Raw genomic sequence first — 19,705 nt, 5'->3', positions numbered from 1 at the left:
TGCGCTCCAAGCTGTGGCAGGATAACGCCATGGGTGATCAAGCGTTCCGATGGGAACCGGAAAAGTATGCGCAATTTGGCGATTTTCGCAATCGTCCGTTCTTCGATCTAACAGCGCGCATCGCCGCGTCGGCGCCGGCCAGAGTTGTTGACTTGGGGTGCGGCCCCGGCAATCTCACCGCCACACTCGCGCAGCGGTGGCCTTCTGCTTTCGTTGAGGGGCTGGACAGTTCGGCCGAAATGATCGCCACAGCCAGCTCGCACATCCAGACGTTCGACGCCGGTGCCCAGTCAGGCGAACGGCCTCACCCGGGTGCCGGGCTCAGCTTCGCCGTGGCGGATATTGCCGGCTGGGCGCCCACCGCCGAGACCGAGGTGATTGTGTCCAATGCCGCCCTTCAATGGGTACCGGACCACCAGGGGTTGATGTCGGGCTGGCTGGCGGCGCTTCGCCCGGGTGCGTGGCTGGCAGTGCAGGTGCCGGGGAACTTCGGGGCGCCGTCGCACACCCTCATGCGGGAACTGGCCGCCAGTGCACGCTGGCGGGACCAGCTGGACGGGGTGCTGCGGCATCAGGATGCGGTGGGGGAGCCGGCGGAGTATCAGGAGCTATTCCTGCGCGGCGATGCGCGAGTCGATGTGTGGGAAACCACGTACAGCCAGCTCCTGCAAGGGGAGAACCCGGTGCTGGAATGGGTTCGCGGAACGGGGTTGCGCCCCGTTCTGGCGGCCTTGGGACCCGTGGACAGCGTTGAGTTTGAGCAACAATATGCGGCGTTGGTGCAACAGGCTTATCCGGCCACCGAGTTCGGCACCAACTTTGAGTTCCGGCGCATCTTTATGGTGGGCCAGAAACAATGAGTGACGTGCCGGCATCTCCACCCTCCACTGCTTCTGCGCTTCACTGGCAGCCTGACGTAGAGGGTGGCGCCACGTCCGCTATGAACGGTGCGCAGAAGCAAGAGGTGGGCCACTCGCGACTGTGGGCCACACTCGCGGTTCTGGCCCTGACCTCCCGGTGAATGTGCAGGAAGCTCACACTGACAAGCTGCCCGCTCAGGAGTAAGTTATTACGAGTTCGAACCAATTTTGCTGGGCCCCGAGGAGTGTGAAGTGCTGTTTCACCTGATAGCCCGCAATGTGGCACCCCACAGGGCGCAGCTGATCATGATTGTGGTGCTGCAGTTCCTCTCCACCCTGGCCACCTTGTACCTGCCAACGCTCAATGCCGACATCATCGACGACGGCGTGGTCAAGGGCAACATTGACCTGATCGTGAACCTGGGTGGCTGGATGCTTGCGATCACGGCGGGCCAGGTGGTGTGTGCCATTGCAGCCACCTACCTCAGCGCCCGGCTGGCCATGGGGGTGGGGCGGCAAATCCGCCGCGACCTTTTCAACAAGGTGGAGACGTTTTCCTCCCAAGAAGTAGGCAACATTGGGGCGCCGTCGCTGATTACACGCACCACCAACGACGTCCAGCAGGTGCAGATGCTGACCCTGATGTCCTTCACCATGATGGTCATAGCACCCATCATGTGTATTGGCGGCATCGTGTTGGCCATGGCCCAGGACGTCCCGCTGTCCGGGCTGCTGTTGGTGATCCTGCCCGTCCTGATCGTGGCCATTGGCCTCATTGTGCGGATACTCGTCCCCACCTTCCGCAAGGTGCAAAAGCAGTTGGACGACATCAACGGTGTGCTGCGCGAACAAATCACCGGCATCAGCGTGATCCGCGCCTTTGGCCGGCGCGACTATGAAGCGGAACGTTTCGCCACAGCCAACGGCGCCCTGACCGCGTCCCAATTGCGGGCCGGGCGCCTGCTCTCGCTCATGTTCCCCACCATCTTCTTTGTCGTGAATGTGACTAGCGTTGGCGTGCTCTGGTTTGGCGGTCAGCGCATCGACGCCGGAGACATGCAAATTGGTGCGTTGACCGCGTTCCTGAGCTACATCATGCAAATCCTCATGTCGGTCATGATGGCCATGTTCATGTTCATGATGATTCCGCGCGCAGCCGTCAGCGCCGAACGCATCATGGACGTCCTGAACACCGAGGCCAGCGTGGTGGACGCACCCGGTGCCGTCTCCGTTCAGCAGCTCGACGGCGTGCTGCGTGTCACCGACGCGGCCTTCAGCTATCCCGGCGCCCAGGCCCCCGTCCTGTCGGGGGTGAGCTTTTCAGCCACTCCCGGAACCACGACGGCGATCATCGGCTCCACGGGTAGCGGCAAGTCAACGTTGTTGAACCTCATACCCCGGCTGCTGGACAGCACCGGTGGCTCCATCGAGCTGGGTGGTCACAACGTCAAGGCAGTGACGTTGGCTGCGCTGCGCGGCTCCATCGGCCTGGTGCCGCAAAAGGCGTACCTGTTCACCGGTACGGTGGCCAGCAACATCCGCATGGGCAACCCGGACGCCACGGATGAGCAGCTGTGGGAGGCGCTAGAGACCGCCCAGGCCGGCGACTTTGTCAGGGGCATGCCGCTGGGACTGGAAGCGCCCATCGAGCAGGGCGGCACCAATGTTTCCGGCGGCCAGCGCCAAAGGCTCTGCATTGCCCGCGCCATTGCCGCCCGACCAACCCTTTACCTTTTCGACGACAGCTTCTCCGCCCTGGACTACGCCACGGACGCGAAGCTGCGGGCCGCCTTGAAACCCGTCACCCGGGACGCAGCAGTCTTGGTGGTGGCCCAACGCGTTGGCACCATCAAGGACGCCGACAACATTCTTGTCCTCGATGAAGGTGCCCTGGTGGGCCAGGGGACGCATGAGCAGTTGCTTGAGAGCTGCCCCACATACCAGGAGATTGTCACATCCCAGCTGAGCACCGATGACCAGCTTTCAAAAGACATGGGGAGTGCATCATGACCATGATGCGAGGGGGCCGTACCGGCGGCCCGCCACAGAAAGCCATCTCCTTCGGACCCAGCCTCAAGCGCATCCTTGGCCTGATGGCGGCGGACAAAATGCGAATGGTTGCCGTTGTCGCCCTGGCAGCCATTTCCGTGGGCTTGTCGGTGCTGGCGCCGAAGGTGTTGGGTCATGCAACAGACATCATCTTCGACGGCGTCGTGGGCCAGATGTTGGGCAAGTTCCCGGCCGGCACCACCAAGGAAGAAGCGGTGGCAGCCTTACGTGGCAGCGGCCAGGGCCAACTCGCCGATATGCTCAATGCCATGAACGTGGTGCCCGGTCAGGGCCTGGACCTGCCGGCACTGGGCGCGGTCCTGACGATTGTTTTGAGCCTCTATGTGGTGGCGTTCTTCTTCAACTGGTCCCAGGGCTACATCACCACCGGCATTGTGCAACGCTCCATGTACCGGCTCAGGACTGACATTGAGGCCAAGCTGGACAAGCTGCCGATGTCACATTTTCAGCAGGAATCACGCGGCGACGTGCTCTCCCGCGTCACCAATGACATTGACAATTTCTCCCAGACGCTCAATCAAACACTCACCCAAATCCTGATCGCCGTCCTCACGGTGGGCGGCGTGCTGGGCATGATGTTTTCGATCTCCCCGCTGCTGGCCGGCATCTCCCTGCTCACGGTGCCCATGGTTGCCGTCATCACCGTCATGATCGCCAAACGTTCACAGCTGCAGTTTGCCGCCCAGTGGAAGAGCACCGGTGAGCTGAACGGCCATGTGGAGGAAATGTTCACCGGTCATGAGGTTGTCAAGGCCTTTGGTCAGCAGGACGCGGCCATTGAGAAGTTCCGGGTCTCCAACGACCGCCTCTATGAGTCAAGTGCCAAGGCCCAGTTCATTTCCGGCATCATCATGCCCAGCACGAACTTCATCTCCAACCTGAACTATGTGGTCGTGGCGGTGCTCGGCGGCATTCAGGTGGCTCAGGGCGCCCTCACCATCGGCAGCGTCCAGGCGTTTGTTCAGTACTCCCGTCAATTCAGCCAGCCCATGGCCCAGCTGGCCAGCATGATCAACCTGCTGCAGTCCGGCGTGGCCTCGGCCGAACGTGTCTTTGCCCTGCTGGACGCCCAGGAACAAACTCCCGATCACAGCCCCCCAGCGGTGTTGGCCGCGCCACAGGGTCAGGTGGTCTTTGATCACGTCAACTTTGGCTACAAGCCGGGGGAGCCGCTCATCAAGGACCTGTCGCTGGTGGCCGAGCCCGGCCAGACTGTTGCCATTGTGGGTCCCACGGGAGCCGGCAAGACCACCCTGGTCAATCTGCTCATGCGCTTCTATGAGATCGATTCGGGCACCATCACCATTGACGGGGTGAACACCGCCCACCTCACCCGGGATGATCTGCGCAGCCAATTTGGCATGGTGCTCCAGGACGCCTGGCTGTTTGGCGGGACCATCAAGGAGAACTTGAGGTACGGCAAACTGGACGCCACCGAGGCGGAGATCATCGAAGCCGCCGTGGCCACCCATGTGGATCACTTTGTGATGTCGCTTCCCGACGGCTACGAAACAGTCCTCACCGACGACGGCGGCGGGCTGAGTCAGGGGCAACGCCAGCTCATGACAATAGCCCGCGCCTGGATTGCCAACCCCGGTATTTTGATCCTCGACGAGGCCACCAGTTCCGTGGATACCCGCACAGAAGTCATGATCCGTACGGCCATGAACAAGCTCCGCCACAACAGGACAAGTTTTGTCATTGCTCACAGGCTCTCCACGATTCGTGACGCGGATTTGATACTGGTGATGAATAACGGTGAGATCATTGAACAGGGCAACCATCATGTGCTTCTTGACAGCAAGGGTTTTTACTTCGATCTATATATGAGCCAGTTCGGAGATCCGCTGGTGGAAGAGGTGAGTCAGCTATGAACACCATGGATATTTTAATGCGCCGCTGGCATCTGGACTCGGCGTCCACGGTGCCACCGTATGAGCAGATCCGCTTGCGAATCTTGGATTTGGCAGCCTCCGGCGAGCTAGCCGTGGGCAGCAAACTCCCCTCGGTACGGTCGCTTGCCGCAGATTTGAGCGTCGCAGCCAACACTGTGGCGAGGGCGTACAGGGAATTGGAACAAGCGGGCATTGTGGTGACCGCCGGACGCAGCGGCACGGCCGTGGCCTCCGGCGGAGACGCGATTTCCGCACAGATTGCCGCAGCAGCGGACGTTTTCGCCGCCGTCGTGCGTGAATTGGGTGTCCCGCAGAGTCAGGCGCTGCGCATTGTCAGTGCCGCCCTGGAACGCGCAGGCAGCGGCTAAGTTGCTACTCCCAAAGCGTACGTTCGAACGAACTTTCGATTATACTTGTCAGTGAACACGCACGAGCGCGGCCGGACCCTGGCCGGTCCGCGCCCACACAGTGGAAAGTAATGTGAAGGAAACCATGGCCCAGTCGCACGACTCTTCAATTGTTCCGCAGCGCCCAGACTTGTCGCGTCTGATAGTCAAGGGGGCCCGCGAGCACAATCTGCGCAACGTTGACCTTGATCTGCCCCGTGACGCCATGATTGTCTTTACGGGACTGTCCGGATCGGGGAAGTCCTCCCTGGCTTTTGACACCATCTTTGCCGAAGGCCAGCGCCGCTATGTTGAATCGCTGTCAGCGTATGCCCGGCAGTTCCTGGGCCAGGTGGACAAACCCGATGTGGACTTCATCGAGGGACTGTCCCCGGCGGTCTCGATTGACCAGAAGTCCACCAGCAAGAATCCCCGCTCCACCGTGGGCACCATCACCGAAATTTATGACTACATGCGCCTGCTGTGGGCCCGCGTGGGAACGCCCCATTGCCCCACCTGCGGCGAGCCCATTGCCAAGCAGACCCCGCAGCAAATCGTGGACCAGCTACTAGAGATGCCTGAGGGCACCCGCTTCCAGATCCTGGCCCCCGTGGTGCGCGACCGCAAGGGCGAGTTTGTTGAACTGTTCAAGGAACTGACAGCCAAGGGCTATTCCCGCGCCAAGGTGGACGGTGAGCAGATTCAACTCAGCGATCCACCCAAGCTGAAGAAGACGTTCAAGCACACCATTGAAGTGGTGGTGGACAGGTTGGTCGTCAAGGATGGCATCCAGCAGCGCCTCACCGATTCGGTGGAGACGGCCTTGGGCCTGGCTGATGGCCGCGTGCTGGCTGAGTTGGTGGACCTGCCGGATCAGGACGCCGGACGCGTGCGCTCCTTCTCCGAAAACCTGGCCTGCCCCAACGAGCACCCACTGGCCATTGATGAGATTGAGCCGCGCTCCTTCTCCTTCAACAACCCTTTTGGCGCGTGCAGCGCTTGCAGCGGCATTGGCACCAAGCTCGAAGTGGATGAGGAACTGGTCATCCCCAACCCGTTCCTCTCACTGCGTGAGGGCGCCATCGCCCCCTGGTCGCTGGGCACCGCCACCACCGAGTACTGGAACCGTCTTCTGGAAGGTTTGTCGGCCGAACTCGGTTTCGACCTCGACACCCCCTGGAACAAGCTGGACACCCCCGTGCGCACCTCCATCCTGTACGGCAAGGACCACAAGGTGGTGGTGCAGTACAAGAACCGCTTTGGCCGGGAACGCAAATACAGCACAGGCTTTGAGGGCGCCGTACAGTACATTCAACGCAAGCACATCGAGACGGAGTCGGACTCTGCCCGTGACCGTTACGAAGAGTACATGCGCCAGATTCCGTGCCCGGCCTGTGGCGGAGCACGCCTGAACCCTGCCTCCTTGTCGGTGCTGATCAACGGCAAGTCCATTTCTGCTGTTGCGGCGCTGTCCATGCGGGACTGCTTCGATTTCCTCTCCAACCTGGTGCTGACGGGGCGCGAAGCTCAGATTGCCAGCCAGGTGCTGAAGGAGATCCAGGCCCGACTGCGGTTCCTGCTCGACGTCGGCCTGGAGTACCTGAACCTGGAACGGGCCTCGGCCACGCTCTCCGGCGGTGAAGCCCAGCGCATCCGCCTAGCCACCCAGATCGGTTCGGGACTGGTAGGTGTCCTGTACGTCCTGGATGAGCCATCGATCGGCCTGCACCAACGCGACAACCGCCGCCTCATCGAAACTCTCACGCGTTTGCGCGATCTGGGCAACACGCTCATCGTGGTTGAACACGATGAAGACACCATCAAGGAGGCCGACTGGATTGTTGACATTGGCCCGGGCGCCGGTGAACACGGCGGCGAGGTGGTGCACTCGGGGTCCTTGCCCGAGCTGCTGGCCAATACCCGTTCCCTGACCGGCGACTACCTCTCCGGACGCAGATCCATCCCCATGCCCGCCACCCGACGCAAGTACGACAAAAAGCGTGAACTGACGGTGGTGGGGGCCAAGGAAAACAACCTCCTGAACATTGACGTCAAGTTCCCGCTGGGCGTGCTGACGGCAGTGACAGGTGTCAGCGGCTCCGGCAAATCAACGCTGGTGAACGAGATCCTGTACAAGGTGCTGGCCAACAAGCTCAACGGCGCCAAGCAGGTTGCCGGGCGCCACCTGCGCATTGACGGTTTGGAGCACCTGGACAAGGTGGTGCATGTGGACCAGAGCCCCATTGGCCGCACGCCGCGCTCCAACCCGGCAACCTACACGGGCGTCTTTGACAACATTCGCAAGCTTTTTGCCGAGACCAACGAATCAAAAATGCGCGGCTACCAGCCGGGACGTTTCTCCTTCAACGTCAAGGGCGGACGCTGCGAGGCCTGCACCGGTGATGGCACGCTGAAAATTGAAATGAACTTCCTGCCGGACGTCTATGTGCCGTGCGAGGTCTGCCACGGGGCGCGCTACAACCGCGAGACCCTGGAAGTTCATTACAAGGGCAAGTCGATTGCTGATGTGCTGAACATGCCCATCGAGGAAGGCGCCGAGTTCTTTGCCGCGTTCACCCCTATTGCCCGGCACCTGAGCACACTGGTCGACGTCGGACTGGGTTACGTCCGCCTGGGGCAGGCCTCCACCACGCTGTCCGGTGGTGAGGCGCAGCGGGTGAAGCTGGCTGCCGAGCTGCAAAAACGCTCCAACGGGCGCAGCATTTACGTCCTGGACGAACCGACCACTGGCCTGCACTTCGAGGACATCCGCAAGCTGCTCCTGGTGTTGCAGGGGCTCGTGGACAAGGGCAACACAGTCATCGTCATCGAGCACAACCTCGATGTGATTAAGAGTGCCGACTGGATTGTTGACCTGGGGCCCGACGGCGGAACCGGTGGCGGTCAGGTGATTGCCACGGGAACGCCCGAGAAGGTGGCAAAGAGCGAACAAAGCTACACGGCCACGTTCCTGCGCGAGGTCCTCACCCCCTAGAGACACCGCGAAGATATGCCCCGGCGGGCATGGATGAGTTACTACCGGGGCATGTCGTGAGAAACTATGGACGTGAATATCGCCGCCGCGCCCGTCAACCGTGACAATCCCGCCACAGCCGTCCTTTTCGACCTGGATGGGACGCTTGTTGACCCCGCCGGCGGGATCACCCAGGGCATCGAATATGCTTTGGGGCTCATGGAGCTGCCCAGCCCCGGCCTTGAGGCGCTCGATGCGATGGTTGGTCCCAAGCTCGCTGACGCGCTGGTCACCCTTGCCGGCGTGCCGTTGGAGACAGTGCCGGCCGTGATTGCTGCGTACAGGGACTGGTACGGCCGGCAGGGCATGGCCATGTCTGTGCTGTACCCGGGCATCAAGGACTTGCTGACTCAGCTAAGTGATGCCGGGGTGCCACTCGCCGTTGCGACGCAGAAACCCGAGCCGCTGGCCAAACAACTGTTGGCACAGCACGGGATTGACCAGCTGTTCTCGGTGATCAAGGGCTCCCACGCCGATGAGACCCTCATGCCGGGTCAGGCGGGCTACCGGGCGGGCAAGAGCGAGATCATAGCCGCCGCCATGACCGAACTCGCAGAGCTGAACGGGGCCGCCGCCAGCCCTTCCGGAGCCGTCATGGTGGGGGACAGGCACCAGGATGTGCTGGGCGCCCAGCACAACGGACTTCGCTGCATTGGTGTCTCCTGGGGCTTCGCCGAAGACGGCGAGCTGACAGCGGCTGGAGCTGGCGCCGTCGTTCATTCCGCCACTGAACTTGCCCAAGAATTGGCACAAACGTTCCAGGAGACACACCATGGCGCTGTATGACGTGACACGTGTGTTGACGCGCGGAACCATCAGCACCCTGTGCCGGCCCACGGTGGAGGGCTTGGCGAATGTGCCCACTGACGGGCCGTTCATTGTGGCGCCGAACCATCTTTCCTTCTTTGACTCGGTCATTGTGCAGGCGCTCACGCCCCGGCCGGTGTCCTTCTTCGCTAAGGCCGAGTACTTCACCGGCAAGGGCATCAAGGGGAAACTGATGAAGTCGTTCTTCGAGTCGGTGAATTCCATCCCGGTGGAGCGCGGGGAACAAGCAGCCAGCGTTCAGGCCTTGAAAACGCTGCTGGACATCCTTGGCCGCAACGAGGGCGTGGGCATTTACCCCGAAGGCACACGCTCCCGTGACGGCGTTTTGTATCGCGGCCGCACCGGTGTGGGCTGGCTGGCCCTGACCACGGGTGCGCCCGTGGTCCCCGTGGGCATTGTTGGCACAGAGAAGCTGCAAGCTGCCGGTGGGAAGGGCTTCCGACCGGCGACGTTCACACTGCGCTTCGGCAAGCCGCTGTACTTCGAGAAGACAGGCCCCGACCACTCCCTGCCCGCCCGGCGGCACGTCACTGACACCATCATGGATGCCATTGCCGAGCTGACGGGTCAGCAACGCAGCACCAAGTACAATCAAAGCCCCAGCGCCGAGTAGCCCGTCGCCGCACAGCCGCACCCAACCAGCGGCACCCACCCACGCACCCACGCACCCACGCCGAGTCAGACGGAAACCTGCCGGGTCCGACGTCGGGCAACACGCCGTGCGCGGCCTTCCGTCTGACTCGGCACGGCACGGGGGAGGGGCGGCTCGGCACGGGGGAGCGCGAGGGCAAACAGAGCGGCGCAGGGCGGTTCGGGCATCTGCCCACAGCTCATACGCCCGGCGCGGGTCCATCGCACACGCGGGCCCACCTTAGAATGATGGTGTGGCAGATCCAGCAAGCTACCGGCCAAAACCCGGCGAAATTCCCACGGACCCAGGTGTTTACCGTTTCCGTGATGAGCATGGACGCATTATCTATGTGGGCAAGGCCAAGAACCTCCGGTCCCGGCTGAACTCGTACTTCGCCAATCCGGCCACGCTGCTGCCCAAAACCCATGCCATGGTTCACCACGCGGCAAGTGTGCAGTGGACCATTGTGGGCAGTGAGCTCGAAGCGCTGCAGCTGGAGTACACCTGGATCAAGGAGTTCGCGCCCCGGTACAACCTGGCATTCAGGGACGACAAAAGCTACCCGTACTTGGCCGTCTCCATGAGTGAGAAGTACCCTCGCGTCCAGGTGATGCGTGGGGAACGGCGCAAGGGCAGCAAGTATTTTGGCCCGTACACGGCGGGGGCCATCCGGGAAACCATGGACACCTTGCTGCGGGTGTTCCCCGTGCGCAGCTGCAGCACGGGCGTGTTGCGCCGCGCCGAACGCAGCGGCCGCCCCTGCCTGCTCGGCTACATCGACAAGTGCGCGGCCCCGTGTGTTGGCCGGATCAGCACTGAGGACCACAAGGCCCTGGCGCAAGACTTTTGCGACTTCATGGGCGGCGAAGCCAAACGTTTCATCAGTACCTTGGAGAAGCGCATGGCTGCCGCCGTGGCCGAGCTGGACTATGAGCAGGCCGCCAGGGTGCGCGATGACATCATTGCCCTGCGCAAGGTCTTTGAACGCAACGCCGTGGTCCTGACCGAGGACACCAACGCGGACATTTTTGCTGTGGAGCAGGACGATCTTGAGGCTGCCGTGCAGGTCTTCTTCGTCCGGGGTGGCCGGATCCGTGGCCAGCGCGGCTGGGTGGTGGAGAAGGTTGAAGACGCCTCCAACGCCGAGCTGTGGGAGCACCTGATGCAGCAGGTCTATGGCGGTGAGGAACAGCAGCAAGACGCCATTCCCCGGCAAATTCTTGTCCCCGAGCTGCCTACCAACCATGAGGACCTGGCCCAGTGGCTGGGGGAGCTGCGCCGGGGCAGGGTCTCCATCAAGGTGCCCCAGCGTGGTGAGAAGGCAGCGTTGATGGAAACCGTCCAGGTCAACGCCCACCAGGCCATGGCCCTGCACAAGTCACGCCGGGCGGGGGACCTGACCACCCGCTCCCTGGCACTCCAGGAGCTACAGGAAGCCCTCGACCTGCCCATGCCGCTGCTGCGCATCGAGTGTTTCGACATCTCCCATGTGCAAGGCACCAATGTTGTCGCGTCAATGGTTGTTGTCGAGGACGGCATCACCAAGAAGAGCGAATACAGGAAGTTCGCCATCACCGGTGAGGCGGCCATCGATGACACTGCCTCCATGTCTGACGTCATCACCCGCCGGTTCCGCAACTATCTCGCCGAGCAGGAGACCCGCGCCCAGGGCGCCGCGGCTAGCGGGGAGGTTGTTGTGGCAGCTGTGGAGGACGCCGTTGAGACGCCCAAATCCAAGTTTGCCTACCCACCCAACCTCGTCGTGGTCGACGGCGGCATACCTCAAGTTAACGCTGCTGCGCGGGCACTGGCCGACTTGGGCATCACCGACGTTGCGGTGATTGGTTTGGCCAAGCGCCTGGAGGAGGTGTGGGTGCCCGGGAGTGACTTCCCGGTCATTTTGCCGCGGTCATCGGAGGGCCTGTACCTGTTGCAGCGCATCCGTGATGAAGCCCATAGATTCGCCATCACCTTCCACCGGGCTAAACGCGGCAAGGCGATGGTTGCCTCCGTTCTGGACACTGTGCCGGGGCTCGGTGCGGCCAAGCAAAAGGCCCTGCTGGCGCACTTCACCTCACTCAAGAAGGTTCGTGCCGCCACTGTTGAGGAACTTGCCCAGGTCAAGGGTGTGGGCCCCGTGCTGGCGCAAGCAATCTATAGCACCGTCAACGCCGGCGACCAGGATCAGACGCCGGCACCGGCTGTTAATATGACCACCGGCGAGATTCTTGACTAGCGCCACGTCCGGGCCCGCCGGAGGATACGCTTAGTCTGTAGATGTGGCTGGGGCGGGGAAGCTTCGGACTTCACGCCAACAACTGACAGGGAAGCGCAATGAACCAAGAGCAAGACACCACTGCCACCGGCGAGGAAACGCTGAAGGCTGTCAAACCGGTTGAAGCCGAACTGTTGGTGGTGACGGGCATGTCCGGCGCCGGCCGCAGCACTGCGGCCAACGCCTTGGAGGATCATGGCTGGTATGTCATCGAGAACCTGCCACCGCAGATGCTTGGCACCCTGGCAGAGCTCGTTTCCCGCATGCCGGCAGCGCTGCCCAAGCTCGCCGTCGTCGTTGATGTCCGCGGCAAGGCGCTCTTCGCCGACATTCGTGATTCCCTCAATGCGCTCTCGGCCGCCGGCGTCAGCTACCGGGTGCTGTTCCTGGACGCCAGCGATGACACGCTGGTGCGACGCTTCGAACAGGGCAGGCGCCCCCACCCCTTGCAAGAGGACGGGCGCATCCTTGACGGCATCGCGGCCGAGCGTTTGTTGCTGTCGGACATGAAGAGCCAGGCCGAAATGATCCTGGACACCTCCGTCATGAACGTGCACGAGCTCGGCTCAGCCGTCACGGAGCTGTTCTCCGAGTCCGGGCCGGTGGTTTTGAGCCTGACCATCATGAGTTTCGGTTTCAAGTACGGCCTGCCCGTGGACGCGAATTACGTGGCGGATGTGCGCTTCATCCCCAACCCGCACTGGATCCCGCAGCTGCGACCCCTGACCGGCCAGGATGAGGCGGTCAGCAACTTTGTGCTCAAGGACAACGGCGCGTCCGACTTTGTGGACAGGTACGTGCACGCACTGGAACCAGTTTTTGAGGGGTACCGCCGCGAGAACAAGCACTATGCGACCATTGCCGTGGGCTGCACGGGCGGCAAACACCGCTCGGTGGCCGTGGCCATTGAACTTGCCAAGCGCCTGAGCCAATTGCCGCGTGTCACAACGAGCATTCGGCACCGCGACTTGGGCCGGGAGTAGGCGTGTACACAGGTATTCTGCCGATCATCCCGTCCGCGTCAAAACTGTCCGGCCCCGCCACGGGGACAAAGGTCACAGCCCTGGGCGGCGGGCACGGACTGGCGGCATCACTCTCGGCGCTGCGTCTGGTGACGGGTAATGTCACAGCCGTTGTCACGGTAGCGGACGACGGCGGCTCCTCCGGCCGTTTGCGCGATGAGTTGGGTGTCCTCCCGCCAGGTGATTTACGCATGGCCCTTTCGGCCCTGTGCGATGACACTGACTGGGGCAGGACGTGGCGCGATGTCATGCAGCACAGGTTCGCCTCCCGTGAGGGGGTCACCGGGTCGCTGGACAACCACGCCTTGGGCAACTTGCTGATTGTGACCCTGTGGGAGCTGCTCGGTGACCCGGTGTCCGGTTTGCGCTGGGCCGGGGCGTTGCTGGGTGCCCGTGGCGAGGTGCTGCCCATGGCCAGTGTGCCGCTCACCATCGAGGGCTTGGTCAAGGTCCCCGGCTCACCCGGGCGTCTGATCCGCGGTCAATCCCTGCTGGCCAAGGCAGGTGAGGTGGAGGAGGTGCACCTGCTGCCGTCGGACGCACCGGCCTGTTCCGAGGCGGTGACGGCCATTCAACAGGCTGACTGGCTGGTTCTGGGGCCAGGCTCCTGGTACACCTCCGTGCTGCCACACTTGTTGTTGCCGCAAATGCGTGAGGCCTTGTGCACCACCAAGGCCAGGCGTCTGTTGACCATGAACTTGGACATGAACGACTCCGAGTCGGCCGGCATGAACGCGGCGGATCATTTGCACGTCATTTCACGCTACGCACCTGAGTTCAGTGTGGACGTGGTGTTGGCGGATCCGGCCTCTATCGCCGATGTTGCCGAATTCACAGAAGCTGCTGCAATGATCGGAGCCGAGGTGGTGTTCGGTAAGGTGGGGAGTTCCGGTGGCAACGCTGTCCACGACCCGTTGCGGTTGGCGGCCGCGTACCGCGATATCTTTGGGGGTCACTAATGAACGTGAAAGTAGAGGCTGAATCATGGCGCTAACAGCGGCAGTAAAGGAAGAATTGTCTCGGCTTGACGTCAAGAAATCCTCCGTGCGCAAGGCCGAGGTGTCAACCCTTTTGCGGTTTGCCGGCGGATTGCACATCATTTCCGGCAAAATTGTTATTGAAGCCGAGGTGGACACCGCCGCAACAGCACGGCGTCTGCGCCTTGCTATCGCCGAAATGTACGGCCACCAAAGCGAGATCATTGTAGTCTCCGGTGGCGGGCTGCGCCGCGGCAACCGCTATGTTGTCCGGGTGGTGCGTGACGGCGAAGCCCTGGCCCGCCAGAGCGGCCTGCTGGACGCTCGCGGCCGCCCTGTGCGTGGCTTGCCGTCGGTGGTTGTCAACGGTTCCACCGCCGACGCCGAGGCCGTGTGGCGTGGCGCGTTCCTGGCCCATGGCTCCTTGACCGAACCGGGGCGTTCCTCGGCGCTGGAGGTCACCTGTCCGGGTCCTGAGGCCGCGCTGGCCCTGGTGGGCGCCGCCCGTCGTCTGGACATTGCCGCCAAGGCCCGTGACGTGCGCGGCATTGACAGGGTGGTCATCAGGGACGGCGACACCATCGCAGCTCTTTTGGTCCGCATGGGCGCCCACGACACGTTCCTGGTGTGGGAGGAACGGCGCATGCGCAAGGAGGTTCGTGCCACGGCCAACCGCCTGGCCAACTTCGACGACGCCAATCTGCGCCGCTCAGCCCAAGCTGCCGTGGCGGCCGGCGCCAGGGTGGATCGTGCCCTGGAAATCTTGGGCGAGGACGTCCCGGACCATTTGAAGTATGCCGGCGCTTTGCGCGTGGCCCACAAGCAGGCCAGTTTGGATGAGCTGGGCAGGTTGGCCGACCCGCCGCTGACCAAGGACGCCATTGCCGGACGTATTCGCCGGCTGCTGGCCATGGCGGATAAGAAAGCCAAGGACTTGGGCATTCCGGGTACTGAGTCGAACGTCACTTTCGACATGCTCGATACCTAGACTGCCTAGTATGAAAGAGTAGAGAAAGAGCCGCCTGTTCCAGACGGTTTTACCGTGCCGGATATGTACCGCTGGCAACACCAAAGATGAAGAATCGCAACGGAGGAACCGTGACTAAGTACACACTTCCAGAACTCAGCTATGACTATGCTGCCCTGGAGCCCAATATTTCCGCCCGCATCATGGAACTGCACCACAGCAAGCACCACGCTGCCTATGTTGCAGGAGCCAACCTGGCTCTGGACCAGCTGGCTGAGGCACGCGAGAGCAACAACTTCGCCAACGTTGCCAAGTACTCCAAAGACCTGGCGTTCAACTTGGGTGGCCACACCAACCACTCCATCTTCTGGAACAACCTTTCCCCCGAGGGTGGCGACAAGCCCACAGGCGAGTTGGCCGCAGCGATTGATGACGCGTTTGGTTCCTTCGACGCCTTCCGCGCACACTTCACCGCAGCCGCCATGGGCATCCAGGGTTCCGGCTGGGCCTTGCTGTCCTACGAAGGCCTCGGCGGCAACATCCTGATCGAGCAGCTCTTCGACCAGCAGGGCAACGTTCCCGTAGCGACCACCCCGTTGCTGATGTTGGACATGTGGGAGCACGCCTTCTACCTGGACTACGTCAACGTCAAGGCTGACTACGTCAAGGCCTTCTGGAACATTGTGAACTGGGCGGACGTCTCCAAGCGCTTTGAGGCGGCCCGCAAGAACGCCACAGGCTTGATCCTGCCGTAACGAGCAAACACCATTTTTCAACGGTGTTTCTGACCAACATATGGACGCCCGCTCCGTAGGATTAACGGGGCGGGCACCATAGAACGTAATATAGATCACGGGGCGCGCTTGTCGATGCGCGCCATCGAAAGAATCTCTGCCCAACGTCGTGCGGGAAACAATGGTTGAAGGTGACCTTCAACCTGACTACGTGTGCTCGCAAGAGCACTCAAGGAGAGAACTAAGTGACTACTCGTATTGGTATTAACGGGTTCGGCCGCATTGGCCGCAACTACTTCCGCGCCGCACTTGCTCAGGGCGCCGACATTGAGATTGTTGCTGTCAACGACCTCACCAGCCCCGAGGCCTTGGCACACCTGCTCAAGTATGACTCCGTCAACGGCCGCTTGTCCGTTTCCGTAGAGGTTGTTGACGGCCACTTGGTGGTTGACGGCAAGACCATCACCGTTTTGGCTGAGCGCGACCCCGCCAACCTTCCCTGGGGCGAATTGGGCGTTGACATTGTCATCGAGTCCACGGGCTTCTTCACCAAGGCTGCCGACGCACAAAAGCACCTCGATGCCGGTGCCAAGAAGGTCCTCATCTCCGCTCCGGCGTCGAATGAAGACATCACCATCGTTTTGGGCGTCAACGACGAACTGTACGATCCGGCTGCGCACCACATCATCTCTAACGCATCATGCACCACCAACTGCCTGGGGCCGCTGGCCAAGGTCTTGAACGACAACTTCGGTTTGGAGCGTGGCCTGATGACCACCATCCACGCCTACACCGCCGATCAGAACCTGCAGGACGGCCCCCACGGCGACCTGCGCCGTGCCCGTGCCGCTGCGTTGAACATGATCCCGACCTCCACCGGTGCAGCCAAGGCCATCGGCCTGGTCCTGCCCGAGCTCAAGGGCAAGCTGGATGGTTACGCCATCCGCGTTCCCGTCCCCACAGGTTCAGCCACCGACCTGACAGCCACTGTGAGCCGTGAAGTAACCGTTGAGGAAGTCAACGCCGCTTACAAGGCTGCAGCAGCCGAAGGCAAGCTCGCCGGCTACCTGACGTACACCGCAGACCCGATCGTGTCCTCGGACATTGTTGGTGACCCGGCCTCCTCCATCTTTGACTCTGGCCTGACCAAGGTCATTGGCAACCAGGTTAAGGTTGTTTCCTGGTACGACAACGAGTGGGGCTACTCCAACCGACTGGTCGACTTGACCGAGCTCGTAGCCTCCAAGCTCTAAGGCGCATAAATGACACTTCACACCCTCAGCGAACTCATCGATGAAGGTGTCCGCGGGCGGTACGTTCTTATCCGTAGTGATTTGAACGTGCCGCTTGACGGCTCTACAGTCACCGACGACGGCCGCATCAGGGCCTCCCTGCCCGGGATCAAGGCATTGGCCGACGCCGGTGCCAAGGTTCTGCTCAGTGCCCACCTGGGCCGGCCCAAGGGCGCACCGGAAGCCAAGTACTCCTTGGCTCCGGCCGTTGCCCGCCTGGCCGAGTTGGCTCCCGAGCTCAACGCCACCCTGGCCGCTGACACCACAGGTCCTGCAGCCAAAGCCGCTGCCGCGGCTTTGGCGGACGGTTCTGTCCTGGTGTTGGAGAACGTGCGTTTCGACGCCCGGGAAACGTCCAAGGACGACGCCGAACGGGCTGCATTTGCCGCCGAACTTGCAGCGTTGACGGGGGAGCACGGCGCTTACGTCGACGACGCTTTTGGCGCTGTTCACCGTAAGCACGCCAGCGTCTTTGACATTGCCAAGATTCTGCCGTCCTACCAGGGCGATCTGGTGCGTACCGAGTTGGAGGTCCTGCGCAAGCTGACCACCAACACCGAACGCCCCTATGTTGTGGTTCTGGGCGGGTCTAAGGTTTCCGACAAGTTGGCTGTCATTGACAACCTCCTCGGCAAGGCAGACACCATCCTGGTGGGTGGCGGCATGCTGTTCACCTTCCTCGCAGCACAGGGCCACAGGGTTGGCGCATCACTGCTGGAAGTTGACCAGATTCCCGTGGTCCAGGACTACCTGGACCGTGCGGCCGCTGCCGGCACCACGTTTGTGTTGCCGACTGATGTTGTGGTTGCCTCAGGCTTCGCGGCCGACGCCAGCCACGAAGTGGTTGCCGCGGATGCCATCGAGGAAAGCTCCTTCGGCGCCGGCGGCCTGGGTCTGGACATTGGTCCGTTGTCCGGGGCAGCCTTCGCCACTGCTATTGCGCAGGCGAAGACTGTGTTCTGGAACGGGCCCATGGGCGTGTTCGAGTTCGCAGCGTTCGCCGAAGGAACGCGTGCCGTGGCCGGTGCGTTGAGCACCAACAGCACCAATGGCGGCTTCACAGTCGTTGGCGGCGGCGACTCAGCAGCAGCCGTGCGCACCCTCGGGTTCGCCGACTCGGCCTTCGGTCACATCTCCACCGGTGGTGGAGCCAGCCTGGAGTTCCTTGAAGGTAAGGAACTTCCGGGGCTGAGCGCACTAGAGCGCTAAGCTGAAAGGCGGCGGCGGGATGATCCTGCCGCCGCCTTTTCTCGCGCCATCTGGCGCAACTTTTCAGGTTTTGATATAGCTACGCAAGAAACGAGACAGCGATGACGACTTCAACCAACGGTAATTTCGACCGGACACCGCTAATTGCCGGCAACTGGAAGATGAACATGGACCATGTCCAGGGCATCACCTTGCTGCAGAAGCTCGCCTGGACACTTTCCGATGCCCGCCACGATTTCAGCCGGGTAGAGGTTGCAGTTTTCCCCCCGTTCACTGACCTACGTGGAGTTCAGACACTTGTCCAGGGCGACAAGCTCAAGCTTGTCTACGGTGGACAGGACCTGTCCGATCAGGATTCGGGCGCGTACACGGGTGACATTTCAGGAGCCTTCCTGAACAAGCTTGGTTGCGCCTACGTTTTGGTCGGCCACAGCGAACGCCGCAGCATCCATGGTGAGAGCGATGAACTGCTCAACGCCAAGGTCAAGGCCGCGTTCCGCAACGACGTCACCCCGGTACTGTGTGCCGGCGAGGGCCTTGAGATCCGCCAAGCCGGCACCCATGTTGAGCACACGCTCGCCCAGGTGCGCGCAGGCGTCGCCGGGTTGAGTGCCGAGCAGGCCGCCACACTGGTTATTGCCTACGAGCCCGTCTGGGCCATCGGTACCGGCGAGGTTGCCGGGCCTGACGATGCTCAGGAAATGTGTGCAGCCATCAGGGCCGAACTTGGCGAACTCTTTGACGGCGATACGGCCGCCAAGACCCGCCTGCTGTACGGCGGTTCGGTGAAGGCCAACAACGTTGGCGCCATCATGGCCGGGCGCGATGTTGACGGTGTATTGGTGGGCGGTGCCAGCCTGGATGCCGGCGAGTTTGCCAGCATTGCCCGCTTTGAGAACCACCTCGTCACGAACTAGCGAATACGCACCCACTGCCCGTGTCCATTCGCCATGTGCGGGTGGACACGGATAGACTTGGGGCGAACATAGCGCGTCCCTGACCTGTTGCACAGGCTGGTACGCGGCTTATGTAAACCACCTCTTCGTGAGTTACCTCATTACCATGCTGAAAGGCCCCTCGTGGAAACACTACACATCGCCCTGCAGATCCTTTTGGGTGTCACCAGCTTGCTGCTGACCTTGCTGATCTTGCTGCACAAGGGCCGCGGCGGCGGACTGTCAGACATGTTTGGCGGCGGCATGAGCTCAAACCTTGGCTCCTCCGGCGTTGCTGAGCGTAACTTGAACCGCTTCACTGTGGTCCTGGGTATCACCTGGGGCGTTGTGATCATCGGCCTGGGCCTGATCATGTCCTACAGCTAAGCAGCATATAGGCTCAAAGAAGAGGTCCCGTCCGGCATGTGCCGGGCGGGACCTCTTCTTTGCCATCGCCCCCGGCGACGCTATCGCAGCAGTGGCTTGATTTCCGGCAACGCTATCGCACTACTCAGTGGCTGCACAGCCAAATTCTGGCAATACCTACCGGCCCGGCAGGAGCCACTGCTGCGATAGCGTCAAGGAAAAAC

At 61.9% G+C, this 19,705-nt stretch carries 16 protein-coding genes; all 16 read left to right on the top strand.

All coding sequences use genetic code 11. From position 1 onward, the window contains the following. The first annotated feature begins 29 nt into the window (after nt 1-29). The 16 genes from ACX80E_RS05335 (at nt 30) to secG (ending at nt 19,502) form a co-directional block, all read left to right on the top strand. A complete protein-coding gene (locus ACX80E_RS05335) occupies nt 30-860 on the top strand; it encodes a trans-aconitate 2-methyltransferase (protein ID WP_459300871.1) in 831 nt (276 codons plus the stop codon). Nucleotides 861-1,112: 252 nt separating this feature from the next. After that, nucleotides 1,113-2,870, top strand: coding sequence for an ABC transporter ATP-binding protein (locus ACX80E_RS05330; protein WP_459300870.1), 1,758 nt, complete (start codon nt 1,113-1,115; stop codon nt 2,868-2,870). Next, nucleotides 2,867-4,804, top strand: a complete 1,938-nt coding sequence (locus ACX80E_RS05325; protein ID WP_459300869.1) for an ABC transporter ATP-binding protein — start codon at nt 2,867-2,869, stop codon at nt 4,802-4,804. The genes ACX80E_RS05330 and ACX80E_RS05325 overlap by 4 nt, the downstream gene beginning before the upstream one ends. Continuing rightward, nucleotides 4,801-5,193: a GntR family transcriptional regulator gene (locus tag ACX80E_RS05320; protein WP_459300868.1), complete on the top strand. Its 393-nt coding sequence runs from the start codon at nt 4,801-4,803 to the stop codon at nt 5,191-5,193. The genes ACX80E_RS05325 and ACX80E_RS05320 overlap by 4 nt, the downstream gene beginning before the upstream one ends. Before the next feature lie 124 nt (nt 5,194-5,317). Beyond that, entirely contained in the window at nt 5,318-8,206 is a 2,889-nt protein-coding gene (uvrA, locus tag ACX80E_RS05315) for an excinuclease ABC subunit UvrA (RefSeq protein ID WP_459300931.1), read from the top strand. A 72-nt stretch (nt 8,207-8,278) separates the two neighbouring features. Then, nucleotides 8,279-9,031: an HAD hydrolase-like protein gene (locus tag ACX80E_RS05310; RefSeq protein WP_459300867.1), complete on the top strand. Its 753-nt coding sequence runs from the start codon at nt 8,279-8,281 to the stop codon at nt 9,029-9,031. Continuing rightward, a complete protein-coding gene (locus tag ACX80E_RS05305) occupies nt 9,018-9,686 on the top strand; it encodes a lysophospholipid acyltransferase family protein (RefSeq protein ID WP_459300866.1) in 669 nt (222 codons plus the stop codon). The genes ACX80E_RS05310 and ACX80E_RS05305 overlap by 14 nt, the downstream gene beginning before the upstream one ends. 271 nt (nt 9,687-9,957) lie before the next feature. After that, nucleotides 9,958-11,940 (top strand): excinuclease ABC subunit UvrC, encoded by a 1,983-nt coding sequence (uvrC, locus tag ACX80E_RS05300; protein ID WP_459300865.1) that lies wholly within the window; start codon nt 9,958-9,960, stop codon nt 11,938-11,940. A 98-nt stretch (nt 11,941-12,038) separates the two neighbouring features. Then, complete coding sequence (gene rapZ / locus ACX80E_RS05295) at nt 12,039-12,962, top strand: RNase adapter RapZ (protein WP_459300864.1); 924 nt, start codon at nt 12,039-12,041, stop codon at nt 12,960-12,962. Between the two features lie 2 nt (nt 12,963-12,964). Beyond that, nucleotides 12,965-13,960: a gluconeogenesis factor YvcK family protein gene (locus tag ACX80E_RS05290; RefSeq protein WP_459300863.1), complete on the top strand. Its 996-nt coding sequence runs from the start codon at nt 12,965-12,967 to the stop codon at nt 13,958-13,960. Nucleotides 13,961-13,985: 25 nt separating this feature from the next. After that, nucleotides 13,986-14,966 carry a DNA-binding protein WhiA gene (gene whiA / locus ACX80E_RS05285; protein WP_459300862.1) on the top strand — a complete coding sequence of 327 codons (981 nt, stop codon included), beginning with the start codon at nt 13,986-13,988 and terminating at the stop codon, nt 14,964-14,966. 110 nt (nt 14,967-15,076) lie between these two features. Continuing rightward, entirely contained in the window at nt 15,077-15,700 is a 624-nt protein-coding gene (locus ACX80E_RS05280) for a superoxide dismutase (RefSeq protein WP_459300861.1), read from the top strand. A gap of 224 nt (nt 15,701-15,924) precedes the next feature. Next, nucleotides 15,925-16,932: a type I glyceraldehyde-3-phosphate dehydrogenase gene (gene gap, locus ACX80E_RS05275; RefSeq protein ID WP_459300860.1), complete on the top strand. Its 1,008-nt coding sequence runs from the start codon at nt 15,925-15,927 to the stop codon at nt 16,930-16,932. A gap of 9 nt (nt 16,933-16,941) precedes the next feature. Beyond that, on the top strand, nt 16,942-18,180 hold the full coding sequence (locus ACX80E_RS05270; RefSeq protein ID WP_459300859.1) for a phosphoglycerate kinase: 1,239 nt from the start codon (nt 16,942-16,944) through the stop codon (nt 18,178-18,180). A 101-nt stretch (nt 18,181-18,281) separates the two neighbouring features. Further along, nucleotides 18,282-19,097, top strand: a complete 816-nt coding sequence (tpiA, locus tag ACX80E_RS05265) for a triose-phosphate isomerase (RefSeq protein WP_459300858.1) — start codon at nt 18,282-18,284, stop codon at nt 19,095-19,097. Nucleotides 19,098-19,259: 162 nt separating this feature from the next. Then, nucleotides 19,260-19,502 carry a preprotein translocase subunit SecG gene (secG, locus tag ACX80E_RS05260; RefSeq protein WP_459300857.1) on the top strand — a complete coding sequence of 81 codons (243 nt, stop codon included), beginning with the start codon at nt 19,260-19,262 and terminating at the stop codon, nt 19,500-19,502. The last annotated feature ends 203 nt before the right edge of the window (nt 19,503-19,705 follow it).

It is taken from the genome of Arthrobacter sp. TMN-49 (assembly GCF_054511095.1).
This window is presented reverse-complemented; position numbering and strand designations above follow the sequence as displayed.

Bases quoted from the DNA above. Each gene is read 5' to 3' on its own strand.
- ACX80E_RS05335 (WP_459300871.1), top strand. From the start codon at position 30: ATGGGTGATCAAGCGTTCCGATGGGAACCGGAAAAGTATGCGCAATTT.
- ACX80E_RS05325 (WP_459300869.1), top strand. From the start codon at position 2,867: ATGACCATGATGCGAGGGGGCCGTACCGGCGGCCCGCCACAGAAAGCC.
- ACX80E_RS05320 (WP_459300868.1), top strand. From the start codon at position 4,801: ATGAACACCATGGATATTTTAATGCGCCGCTGGCATCTGGACTCGGCG.
- uvrA (WP_459300931.1), top strand. From the start codon at position 5,318: ATGGCCCAGTCGCACGACTCTTCAATTGTTCCGCAGCGCCCAGACTTG.
- ACX80E_RS05305 (WP_459300866.1), top strand. From the start codon at position 9,018: ATGGCGCTGTATGACGTGACACGTGTGTTGACGCGCGGAACCATCAGC.
- rapZ (WP_459300864.1), top strand. From the start codon at position 12,039: ATGAACCAAGAGCAAGACACCACTGCCACCGGCGAGGAAACGCTGAAG.
- whiA (WP_459300862.1), top strand. From the start codon at position 13,986: ATGGCGCTAACAGCGGCAGTAAAGGAAGAATTGTCTCGGCTTGACGTC.
- ACX80E_RS05270 (WP_459300859.1), top strand. From the start codon at position 16,942: ATGACACTTCACACCCTCAGCGAACTCATCGATGAAGGTGTCCGCGGG.
- tpiA (WP_459300858.1), top strand. From the start codon at position 18,282: ATGACGACTTCAACCAACGGTAATTTCGACCGGACACCGCTAATTGCC.